The organism is Streptomyces sp. NPDC007991 (assembly GCF_042958445.1).
GTDB lineage: Bacteria > Actinomycetota > Actinomycetes > Streptomycetales > Streptomycetaceae > Streptomyces.
Genome location: NZ_JBIBJD010000009.1, coordinates 306,385 through 318,563 on the forward strand (window position 1 = coordinate 306,385; position 12,179 = coordinate 318,563).

Consider the following 12,179-nt stretch of genomic DNA (forward strand, 5'->3'; position numbering starts at 1 on the left):
CATCTTGAGCTCAGCCCAAGCGTCAAGGAGGACGAATGGCGGGGCTTTCTCTCTCACCACAGTCGGGCCATCCCACCGACCTCGCAGCCGCCGTACTGACCGATGACAACCGCGTTCTCGTCGTGGTCATCGCGGTCGTCGCGCTGGCGGCACTCGTGGTCGCGGGCGTCCTGGTACGCCAGGTACTCGCGGCCGGCGAGGGCACCGACAGCATGAAGAAGATCGCGTCGGCGGTCCAGGAAGGCGCGAACGCCTATCTGGCACGTCAGCTGCGCACGCTCGCCGTATTCGCCGTGGTCGTGTTCTTCCTGCTCATGCTGCTGCCCGCGGACGACTGGAATCAGCGTGCCGGTCGGTCGGTGTTCTTCCTGATCGGAGCGGCGTTCTCGGCGGCCACCGGCTATATAGGCATGTGGCTCGCCGTGCGCAGCAATGTGCGTGTCGCCGCGGCGGCGCGCGAAGCCACTCCGGCGGCAGGCGAGCCGGAAAAAGATCTCACCACCGTCTCGCACAAGGCGATGAAGATCGCATTTCGCACCGGCGGCGTCGTCGGCATGTTCACGGTGGGCCTCGGCCTGCTGGGCGCCTCCTGCGTGGTGCTGGTGTACGCGGCCGACGCGCCGAAGGTGCTCGAAGGCTTCGGCCTCGGGGCCGCGCTGATCGCGATGTTCATGCGTGTCGGCGGCGGCATCTTCACCAAGGCCGCCGACGTCGGCGCCGACCTGGTCGGCAAGGTCGAACAGGGCATTCCGGAGGACGACCCGCGCAATGCCGCGACCATCGCCGACAACGTGGGCGACAACGTCGGCGACTGTGCGGGCATGGCGGCCGACCTCTTCGAGTCGTACGCCGTGACCCTCGTCGCCGCGCTGATCCTGGGCTCGGCGGCCTTCGGCGACGCCGGGCTGGGCTTCCCGCTGCTCGTGCCGGCGATCGGTGTGATCACCGCCATGATCGGCATCTTCGCGGTGGCGCCGAGACGCGCCGACCGCAGCGGCATGAGCGCCATCAACCGCGGGTTCTTCATCTCCGCGGTGATCTCGCTCGTGCTGGTGGCGGTGGCCGTCTTCGTCTACCTGCCGGGGAAGTACTCCGACCTCGACGGCGTGACGGACGCGGCGATCACGGGCAAGGACGGCGACCCGCGGGTCCTCGCGCTCGTCGCGGTGGCCATCGGCATCGTGCTCGCCGCGCTGATCCAGCAACTGACCGGCTACTTCACCGAGACCACCCGGCGTCCCGTCCGGGACATCGGCAAGACCTCGCTCACCGGCCCGGCCACCGTCGTCCTCGCCGGTATCTCCGTGGGCCTCGAATCGGCCGTCTACACCGCCCTGTTGATCGGCCTCGGCGTGTACGGGGCGTTCCTGCTCGGCGGTACGTCGATCATGCTGGCGCTGTTCGCGGTGGCGCTGGCGGGCACCGGCCTGCTCACCACGGTCGGCGTGATCGTGGCGATGGACACCTTCGGGCCGGTCTCCGACAACGCGCAGGGCATCGCGGAGATGTCCGGCGACGTCGAGGGCGCGGGCGCGCAGGTGCTCACGAACCTGGACGCGGTCGGCAACACCACCAAGGCGATCACCAAGGGCATCGCGATCGCCACGGCCGTGCTCGCGGCGGCGGCGCTGTTCGGGTCGTACCGCGACGCGATCTTCACCGGCGCGCGGGACGTGGGCGAGAAGCTCAGCGGGGACGGTGCCCCGATGAGCCTGATGATGGACATCTCGCAGCCCAACAACCTCGTGGGCCTCATCGCGGGCGCGGCGGTCGTCTTCCTCTTCTCGGGGCTGGCGATCAACGCCGTGTCGCGGTCGGCCGGTGCCGTGGTCTTCGAAGTGCGGCGGCAGTTCCGCGAGAAACCCGGGATCATGGACTACAGCGAGACCCCGGAGTACGGCAAGGTCGTCGACATCTGCACCAAGGACGCGTTGCGCGAGCTGGCCACCCCCGGTCTGCTCGCCGTGATGGCGCCGATCTTCATCGGGTTCACGCTGGGTGTCGGCCCGCTCGGCGCGTTCCTGGCCGGCGCGATCGGGGCGGGCACGCTGATGGCGGTGTTCCTGGCCAACTCCGGTGGCGCCTGGGACAACGCCAAGAAGCTCGTCGAGGACGGCCACCACGGCGGCAAGGGCAGTGAGGCCCACGCGGCGACCGTGATCGGCGACACCGTCGGCGACCCCTTCAAGGACACCGCCGGTCCCGCGATCAACCCGCTGCTGAAGGTCATGAACCTGGTGTCGCTGCTCATCGCGCCCGCGGTGATCAAGTTCTCCTACGGCGCCGACAAGAGCATCGGGGTGCGGATCCTGGTCGCGGCCGTCGCGTTCCTCGTGATCTTCGGCGCGGTGTACGTGTCGAAGAGGCGTGGAATCGCCATGGGTGACGAAGGCAACGCCGATTCGGAGCCCAAGTCCGCGGACCCGGCGGTGGTTTCGTAGGGGAGGTCGTCCAAGCCCCAGCTCAAGGTGCGGGCGGGCGGCGCGCGTTGACGCGCCGCCCGCCCGCTCTGTGCGTGTGCGCCATCGCGCCGTGAGGCTTCTCTCGCTTGGCTCAAAAGGTTACGAAAAGGTCTTATTGGACGCCCGGCGTGCGGTTGCCGTGCATCTGGCGTGTATGTTCCGGGGCCGAGAGCCATGGAAGGGACCAAACCGGTGAACAAGAAGCTCGCGGCCGCACTGTCCGGCGGTGCGGTACTGGTACTGGCGCTGTCGGGGTGCGGCGGCGACGACAACGAGAAGCTGGACTCCTGGGCCAAGGAGGTCTGCGACGCCGTGCAGCCGCAGGCCAAGAAGATCGAGTCGGCCAACGCCTCGATCCAGAAGGAAACCTCGGACAACAGCAAGCCGGAGGACGTCCAGAAGACCGACGCACAGGCCTTCCAGGACATGTCCGACGCCTACAAGGCCATCGGGGCAGCGGTGACCAAGGCCGGGGCGCCGGACGTCGAGAACGGCGAGAAGAAGCAGAAGGACGCCGTGAAGGAGCTCAACACGATCTCCTCTTCGTACGCCTCCCTGAAGAAGCAGGTCGACGGGCTCGACACCAAGGATCAGGGCAAGTTCGCGGACGGCCTCAAGGACATCGCCACGGAGCTCGACAAGCTGGGCAAGAGCGGGAACGACGCGCTGCGGACCCTGGAGGAGGGCGAGGTCGGCCAGGCGATGGCCCGGCAGTCCAGCTGCAAGGCGGCCACGGCACCGGCGACGCAGAGCTGACCGAGCCCGGCCGAGCTGAACAAGGAGTTGTTTTCGGGGCCGGGCGGGACTGCTGAGTCAGAAGTGACTGCCGAGCCGGGGTGCGCTGTCGCGGGATGCCCGGGCCGGTCGGCGGGGAAGTGCGTGGTGCCCGAGTCGGTCCGTCGAGCCGCGTGCTACCCGAGCCGGTCCGCAGAAGGCGCTGAATACCCGTGCCGGTCCGCGGAGCCGGGTGCGATGCCCGGTACGGGCGCGTGCGTTGCCGGGGTCGGCAGCCACAATGGGGGGCGTGAGTAACGCCAGCCAGTCACCCCTGTCCCCGCTGCCCTCCTCCGACCGTCCCGATGTCGTCGCCCGGCTCCGGGACGCCCTGCTCGGAGCCTCCTTCACCGCCGACGGGTTGCTCGAACTGCTCGGTGCCCCCGCGTACGCGGCCCTGGCAAGGAGCGAGACCGTGCCCGCGCTCCGCGCGACCCGGGGGGACACCGCGCTGGAGCTGCTCGTCCGGCTGTTCCTCCTTCAGCAGCCCGTGCCGCACGCGCGCGTGGCGGGCGTCCTGCCCGTCGAGGCGTGCCTGGAGAGCGGCTGGCTGACGCGCGTCGGCGACGACGAGCTCGCCGCCACCGTGGACGTACGGCCCTACGGCGGGCCCGACGGCGAGGACTGGTTCATCGTCTCCGACCTGGGTTGCGCGGTCGGCGGCGCCGGCGGGATCGGCCGGCGGGACGAGGGCGTCGTCCTGGGAGTCGGCGGTGCCTCCACGACACTCGCCGGCATCACCGTCCGTACGCCGGTCGCCGCCGCGCTCGACCTCGGCACCGGCTCCGGCATCCAGGCGCTGCACGCAGCCCGTCATGCCACCCGCGTGACGGCCACCGACCTCAATCCACGCGCGCTGCACATCACCGCCCTCACGCTGGCGCTGTCCGGCACCCAGGCCGCCGATCTGCGCGAAGGCTCCCTCTTCGAACCGGTGCGGGGCGACGAGACGTACGACCTGATCGTCTCGAACCCGCCGTTCGTGATCTCTCCCGGCGCGCGGCTCACCTACCGCGACGGCGGAATGGGCGGGGACGATCTGTGCCGCACGCTCGTTCAGGAGGCAGGGGAGCGGCTGAACGAGGGCGGATTCGCGCAGTTCCTCGCCAACTGGCAGCACGTGGAAGGGGAGGACTGGCAGGACCGGCTCAGGTCATGGGTGCCTCGGGGCTGCGACGCGTGGATCGTGCAGCGCGAGGTACAGGACGTCAACCAGTACGCCGAGCTGTGGCTGCGGGACGCGGGCGACCACCGCGAGGACATGGCGGAGTACCAGGCGCGGTACGACGCGTGGCTCGACGAGTTCGAAGCGCGCAAGGTGAAGGCCGTCGGCTTCGGCTGGATCACCCTGCGCAGGACGGGCGCCGCCGTGCCCTCCGTCACGGTGGAGGAGTGGCCGCATCCGGTGGAGCAGCCGCTCGGGGACACCATCCGGGCCCACTTCGACCGCCTCGACTACCTGCGCGACCACGACGACGCCGCCCTGCTCGAAGGACACTTCAGGCTCGGCGCCGAGGTCGTGCAGGAACAGGTCGGGCTGCCCGGCGCCGAGGACCCCGAGCACGTCGTGCTGCGCCAGAACCGCGGCATGTGCCGAGCGACCCGGGTCGACACGGTCGGCGCGGGCTTCGCCGGCGTGTGCGACGGCACGATGAGCGCCGGCCGCATCCTCGACGCCATCGCCCAGCTGATCGGCGAGGACCCGGTGCTGCTGCGCGACCGCACCCCGGCGCAGATCCGGCTGCTCGTCGAGCAGGGGTTCCTGGAGCCGGTCCGCTGACAGCCCCGTCAGGATCCGCCGGGGGGACTCGCGAAGGTCTCCTGAGGGACTCGTCAGGGGTGGCGCCGGTCGGCTCGCCAACAAATTCGAGTCGATTTGAACACCTCGTCCGAAACGGTCCGTGAGGGGCCGGAAACCCCCGATCCGCAACCGCGTCGCCCTGGCGTTCACCTCCGGTTCGCCTGCCCGCCGCCCACGCGTGGCAGCCTCCCGTGGCCGGGCAGACGAGGACGGGAACAAGGGGGCACGGCGAGCCATGGAGAGCGAACCGGCGATCTTCGCGGGAGCGGTGTTCTCCCTGTTCGGAGGCGGACTGCTGGCCTGGACCGTGACACGCGTCCGCCGGCACCGGCCCGTCGCCCAGGGTGTGAGCCCCGTCGCGTCGGCGACCCTCGCGAGCGTCGCCGCGGTGCTCGCCCTGGCGGCCGGAACCTGGTGCTTCACCCGCCTGTGAGGGCCGTGTCGGCGACGCGCCTGCGGGTAACCGAGAGGTGGCGCTCCGCATGGTGCCGGGCCGGCTCCGGGTACTCCGGGCGGCAGGAATGGTGGTAGTCGGGTTACCGTTCGAGTGGCCGTTGCGGGCTTTTCCCGTTTGACACGGGGGCGGGATGTACCGTCACACTCCGCAGCGTCACACCACGACCCGACCCCGGGAGGCGAACCCTGGGGAGGCCCCAGCGTCGACCGGAGAGAAGAGCGAAGTTGTCCCCGACCAGCGAGACCGCACAGGGCGGCCGCCGACTCGTCATCGTCGAGTCGCCTGCCAAGGCGAAGACGATCAAGGGCTACCTGGGCCCCGGCTACGTAGTCGAGGCGAGCGTCGGGCACATCCGCGACCTTCCCAACGGCGCTGCCGAGGTGCCCGAGAAGTACACCGGCGAGGTCCGCCGCCTCGGTGTGGACGTCGAACACGACTTCCAGCCGATCTATGTGGTCAACGCCGACAAGAAGGCACAGGTCAAGAAGCTCAAGGACCTGCTGAAGGACTCCGACGAGCTCTTCCTCGCCACCGATGAGGACCGCGAGGGCGAGGCCATCGCCTGGCACCTCCAGGAGGTGCTCAAGCCCAAGGTCCCGGTCAAGCGGATGGTCTTCCACGAGATCACCAAGGCCGCGATCCAGGCCGCCGTGGCCAACCCGCGCCAGCTCAACCAGAAGCTCGTCGACGCCCAGGAGACCCGCCGCATCCTCGACCGTCTCTACGGGTACGAGGTCTCGCCGGTCCTGTGGAAGAAGGTCATGCCGCGGCTGTCCGCGGGCCGTGTCCAGTCCGTCGCGACGCGACTCGTCGTCGAGCGGGAACGCGAGCGCATCGCTTTCCGTTCTGCTGAGTACTGGGACCTGACGGGCACCTTCGCGACCGGCCGCGCGGGAGATCAGTCGGACCCGTCGTCGCTGGTCGCGCGTCTGCAGACCGTCGACGGCAGGCGGGTCGCGCAGGGCCGCGACTTCGACTCCCTGGGACAACTGAAGAGCGCGAACACCCTCCACCTCGACGAGGCGAACGCCCGCGCCCTGGCCGCCGCCCTGGAGAGCACGAGCTTCGCGGTCCGGTCCGTCGAGTCCAAGCCGTACCGCCGCTCGCCGTACGCCCCGTTCCGTACGACGACGCTCCAGCAGGAGGCCAGCCGCAAGCTCGGCTTCGGTGCGAAGGCGACGATGCAGATCGCCCAGAAGCTGTACGAGAACGGCTACATCACGTACATGCGTACGGACTCCACGACCCTGAGCGACACGGCGGTCGCCGCCGCCCGCGCCCAGGTCACGCAGCTGTACGGCGCCGACTACCTGCCGCCGCAGCCGAGGACGTACGCCGGGAAGGTCAAGAACGCGCAGGAGGCGCACGAGGCGATCCGCCCCTCGGGTGATCGTTTCCGTACTCCCGCCGAGACCGGACTGACCGGCGACCAGTTCAAGCTGTACGAACTGATCTGGAAGCGGACCGTCGCCTCCCAGATGAAGGACGCGACCGGCAACAGCGTCACGGTGAAGATCGGCGGCACGGCGGCCGACGGCCGGGACGTCGAGTTCAGCGCGTCCGGCAAGACGATCACCTTCCACGGCTTCCTCAAGGCGTACGTCGAGGGCGCCGACGACCCGAACGCCGAGCTCGACGACCGCGAGCGCCGGCTGCCCCAGGTCTCCGAGGGCGACGCCCTGAGCGCCGAGGAGATCACGGTCGACGGGCACGCCACCAAGCCCCCGGCCCGCTACACCGAGGCCTCCCTGGTCAAGGAGCTGGAAGAGCGCGAGATCGGCCGCCCGTCGACGTACGCGTCGATCATCGGCACGATCCTGGACCGCGGCTACGTGTTCAAGAAGGGCACGGCGCTGGTGCCGTCCTTCCTGTCCTTCGCCGTGGTCAACCTCCTGGAGAAGCACTTCGGGCGCCTCGTCGACTACGACTTCACCGCCAAGATGGAGGACGACCTCGACCGCATCGCCCGCGGTGAGGCGCAGTCCGTGCCGTGGCTGAAGCGGTTCTACTTCGGCGAGGGCACAGGCGGGGGCGGTGCCGCCGACGCCGGCAACGGCGACGGGGACCACCTCGGCGGCCTCAAGGAGCTGGTGACCGACCTGGGCGCGATCGACGCGCGCGAGGTGTCGTCGTTCCCCGTGGGCAACGGCATCGTGCTGCGGGTCGGCCGCTACGGGCCGTACATCGAGCGCGGCGAGAAGGACACCGAGCAGCACCAGCGCGCCGACATCCCGGACGACCTGGCGCCGGACGAGCTGACCGTCGACCTCGCGGAGGAGCTGCTCGCCAAGCCGAGCGGCGACTACGAACTGGGCACGGACCCGGCCACCGGCCACACGATCGTGGCCAAGGACGGCCGCTACGGCCCGTATGTGACGGAGATCCTCCCCGAGGGCACCCCGAAGACGGGCAAGAACGCGGTCAAGCCGCGCACGGCGTCCCTGTTCAAGTCGATGTCCCTGGACACGGTGACCCTCGACGACGCCCTGAAGCTGATGTCGCTGCCGCGTGTCGTCGGCACCGACGCCGAGGGCCAGGAGATCACCGCGCAGAACGGCCGCTACGGCCCCTATCTGAAGAAGGGCACGGACTCGCGCTCGCTGCAGTCCGAGGAGCAGCTCTTCACGATCACGCTGGAGGAGGCGCTGGCGATCTACGCCCAGCCGAAGCAGCGTGGCCGGGCGGCCGCCAAGCCGCCGCTGAAGGAGCTGGGCACCGACCCGGTGAGCGAGAAGCCGGTCGTCGTCAAGGACGGCCGCTTCGGGCCGTACGTCACCGACGGCGAGACCAACGCGACCCTGCGCTCCGGCGACAGCGTCGAGACGATCACCCCGGAGCGCGGCTTCGAGCTGCTCGCCGAGAAGCGCGCGAAGGCGCCGGCGAAGAAGACCGCGAAGAAGGCGGCCAAGAAGGCTCCGGCGAAGAAGACGACGGCGGCCAAGAAGACCGCGGCGAAGAAGACCACGACCGCGAAGAAGACGACGGCCAAGAAGACGACCGCGAAGAAGACCACCACCGCGAAGAGGACGGCGGCCAAGACGGCGGCCGTCTCGGAGCCGGCGGAGGACTGAGCCCCGTTCCGGACCCGTCCGGGTTTCGCGCGGCATGCGCGCGGGACCCGTTCGGTATCCGGACCGTCAAGGTCCGGATCTTCGCCCAGGGTTCGGAAAGCGAACGCCCCGGCAACACTTCGGTGTCGGGGCGTGCGCATGCCAGGCCGGGCATCCCGGGGTGTCGGTGGCTCCCGATAGGCTGAACGCATGACGCGAGCCGAGCATCCAACGGCCTCTCAGCCGGCCCCTGACGACGCCCTTGTCGCGGACTCCCGCGAGCGTGCCGTCCGCGCCCTGCTGCGCCGTCCGCAGTTGAAGCGGTTGTGGAGCGCGCAGCTCGTGGGCGGCGTGGGCGACACCCTCGCCCTTCTCGTGCTGATCCTCCTCACCCTCCAGGCGGCCGTCGCCGAGGGCTCGTTCGGGGGCGGCTACCGCGGCGTGGCGTTCGCAGTGGCGACCGTTTTCGGGGTGCGCATCCTGGCGACGCTCCTGTTCGGCGCCGTACTCCTCGGCCCGCTCACCGCGCTCACCTCCCAGGACGGCCCGCTGGACCGCCGCTGGACCATGGTGGGCGCGGACGGGCTGCGCGCGGCGCTGCTCATCGTCGCGCCCCTGTGGATCGACTGGACGCCCGAGAACGCGCTGGCCGTCCTCCTCGTCACTGCGTTCGTGACCTCAGTCGCCGAGCGGTTCTGGACGGTGTGCCGCGAGAGCGCGGCCCCCGCGCTGCTGCCGCCCCCGCCGCCGGAAGGCGCGACGGTCCGGCCGCTGCCGGACCACATGGACGCCCTGCGCCGCCTCTCGCTGCGCACCGGCTTCGTCGCGATCCCGCTCGCGGCCGTCGCGCTCGTCGTGGCGTCCCTGTTCAACAACCTGCTCGGCGCCGGCATCGACTGGTTCGGCCAGCACCAGGCGGCCCTCGCCTCCTACGTGGCGGCGGGGCTGTTCGCCGCCTCCCTGTCCGTGCTGACCTTCCTGGAACTGCCCGCCACACGCACCCCGCGCGCGCGGTCGCCGCTCGAGGGGCTGCGCCGCCCGAAGTCCGGTAGCGGCGCCGACAAGGGACGCACCGGCGTGCTGCCGCTGCTGGTGCTGGCCTGCGCGGCCGTCGCCGGCGCGGTGTCCGCCGCCGTCGCCGTGGCCGTGCTGCACGCCAAGGACCTGGGCGGCGGCCCGGTGCTGTACGGGCTGTTCGTGGGCGCGCTGACCGGCGGTGTCGTCGTCGGCATCCGTACGGCGCCCGCGCTGCTGCCCGCCTTGTCGCGCCGCCGGCTGCTCGCGCTGGCCATCGCCTTCACCGGTGTCGCGCTGCTGGCCGCCGGACTCGTTCCGGACGTCACCAGCGTGCTGCTGATCCTCGCGCTGGCCGGCGTCGGCGCGGGCATGTCCGCCAACACCGGGCACATCCTGCTCGACCAGGAGACCGAGGAATACCGGCGGTCCCGTACGACGGAGCACCTGCACGCGGTCGTCCGCGTCTGCGTGGCGCTCGGTGCGGTGATCGCCCCGGTGGTGGCGGCGGGGATCGGGCCGCACCGGCTTCAGAGCGGCAAGTTCGTCTTCGCGCACGGCGGCGCGGCCTTCACGCTGATGCTGGCCGGCGCCCTGCTGCTGCCGGTTGCCGCGCTGGTGCTGGCCAAGGTCGACGACCGTTCCGGAGTCCCGCTGCGCCAGGACCTGCGCGACGCGCTGCTGCGCGGCGACGACCCGGAGCAGGCGCCCGCCGCCTCCGGTTTCTTCATCGCCCTGGAGGGCGGCGACGGGTCCGGGAAGTCCACGCAGGCCGAGGCGCTCGCCGAATGGATCCGCGGCAAGGGCCACGAGGTCGTGCTGACGCGCGAGCCGGGGGCGACGCCGGTGGGCAAGCGGCTGCGGTCGATCCTGCTGGACGTGTCGAGCGAGGGTCTGTCGCACCGCGCGGAGGCGCTGCTGTACGCGGCCGACCGGGCCGAACACATCGACACCGTCGTACGGCCCGCCCTGGAGCGCGGCGCGGTCGTCATCTCCGACCGGTACATCGACTCGTCCGTGGCCTACCAGGGAGCGGGCCGTGACCTGTCGCCGACCGAGATCGCCCGGATCAACCGCTGGGCCACGAACGGACTGGTGCCGCACCTGACCGTCCTGCTGGACGTCGCGCCGGAGACCGCGCGCGAGCGGTTCACGGAGGCGCCGGACCGGCTGGAGTCGGAGCCGGCCGAGTTCCACGCGCGCGTGCGGGCCGGTTTCCTGACCCTGGCCTCGGCCGACGCCGGACGCTATCTGGTGGTGGACGCGGGCCAGGAGCCCGAGGCCGTCACGGCCGTCATCCGGCACCGGCTCGACCAGGTGCTGCCGCTGTCCGAGGCCGAGATCAAGGCCCAGGAGGAGGCGCGCAGGAAGGCCGAGGAGGAGGCCCGCAGGAAGGCCGAGGAAGAGGCGGCCCGCAAGGCGGAGGAGGAGCGCCTGGAGCGTGAGCGCCAGGAGCAGCTCGCCCGGCTGCGCGCCGAGGAGGAGGAGCGCAAGCGGCGCGAGCTGGAAGAGGCGCAGCGGCGCGAGGCCGAACGGCAGGCGGAGGAGGCCCGGCGGCGGGCCGAGGAAGCGCGCAAGAAGGCCGAGGAGGAGCGGGCCCGGCTGCTCGCGGAGGAGAAGGCCCGCGCCGAGGAGGAGGCCCGGCGCAAGGCCGACGAGGAGCGGCGCCGCCGGCAGGCCGAGGAAGAGGCCCGGCTGCGTGCCGAGGCCGAGGCGCTCCGCCTGGAGAAGCAGCGCAAGGCCGAGGAGGCCCTGCTGCGGGCCGAGGAGGCCAGGCGCCTGGCGGAGGCGGCGGCCGCTGCCGCGGAGGAGGGCCCGACGAGCGCTGCCCCGCGGGGCGCCTCCGGCTCGACGGCCGGTCAGGACGCGGCGACGGTGCCCACGCCGGTGGTGACACCGCAGAACGCCCCGGGCGGCTCAGCGGACGAGACGACCGTGCTGCGCCGGGTGCGGGACGAGGAGCAGGGCCGGGGCCGGGCCTCCGGCGGCTCAGACGCCGAGGTGACGGCCGAACTGCCCAAGCCGCCGGTCCCGCCGGGGGCGGGGGAGGAGACGGAGGTCCTGCCGCCGGTACGCCCCGGCTCCGGTTCCCGATCCGGTTCCGGGGACGAGACCGAGGTGCTGCCGCAGGTGCCCTCCGGAGCGGGCGACGAGACGGCCGTGCTGCCTCCGGTCCGGCCCGGGGACGCGGACGAGACGGCCGTGCTGCCTCCGGTCCGGCCCGGGGACGCGGAGGAGACGGCCGTGCTGCCGCCCGTACGCGGCGACGAACCGGCGGACCGGGTTCCGCCCGGGTACTTCCGGGAGGACGCCCCGGCCGCCCGGCCCGACGGGACCGAGGACCGCACGCGGGAGCTGCCCCAGGTCGACGCCGACGGCCGGCCTCGCCGCCAGCGGTCCGACTGGGCCGAGGAGACGCCGCTGGACGACCTGCCCTCGCTGGCGGACGAGCTGCTCGGACCGCATGACGAGGACGAGCCGGACGAGGGCCGGGGTCGCCGGGGCAAGGGCGGCCGGGGCCGCTGAGGCCTCCGGCGGTCCGCCAGGGGGCGTTGTCAGTGGTCACCCCCACAATGGATCTCGCACCGTGGAACGACGAAACCATGGAAAGCGACGAAACC

At 71.4% G+C, this 12,179-nt stretch carries 6 protein-coding genes; all 6 read left to right on the top strand.

Translation table 11 applies throughout. The annotated features are described in order from the left end of the window. Positions 1–35 precede the first annotated feature (35 nt). Positions 36–2,441, top strand: coding sequence for a sodium-translocating pyrophosphatase (locus ACFZDA_RS26765; RefSeq protein WP_391086222.1), 2,406 nt, complete (start codon positions 36–38; stop codon positions 2,439–2,441). A 195-nt stretch (positions 2,442–2,636) separates the two neighbouring features. After that, the gene (locus ACFZDA_RS26770; protein WP_391086224.1) at positions 2,637–3,218 is read left to right on the top strand and encodes a small secreted protein; all 582 of its coding nucleotides are present in this window, start codon (positions 2,637–2,639) and stop codon (positions 3,216–3,218) included. A 259-nt stretch (positions 3,219–3,477) separates the two neighbouring features. Further along, a complete protein-coding gene (locus ACFZDA_RS26775; RefSeq protein ID WP_391086226.1) occupies positions 3,478–5,016 on the top strand; it encodes a methyltransferase in 1,539 nt (512 codons plus the stop codon). 256 nt (positions 5,017–5,272) lie between these two features. After that, positions 5,273–5,470 (top strand): hypothetical protein, encoded by a 198-nt coding sequence (locus ACFZDA_RS26780; RefSeq protein ID WP_391086228.1) that lies wholly within the window; start codon positions 5,273–5,275, stop codon positions 5,468–5,470. Between the two features lie 248 nt (positions 5,471–5,718). Next, entirely contained in the window at positions 5,719–8,565 is a 2,847-nt protein-coding gene (gene topA, locus ACFZDA_RS26785) for a type I DNA topoisomerase (RefSeq protein WP_391086230.1), read from the top strand. 189 nt (positions 8,566–8,754) lie between these two features. After that, entirely contained in the window at positions 8,755–12,084 is a 3,330-nt protein-coding gene (tmk, locus tag ACFZDA_RS26790; protein WP_391086232.1) for a dTMP kinase, read from the top strand. The last annotated feature ends 95 nt before the right edge of the window (positions 12,085–12,179 follow it).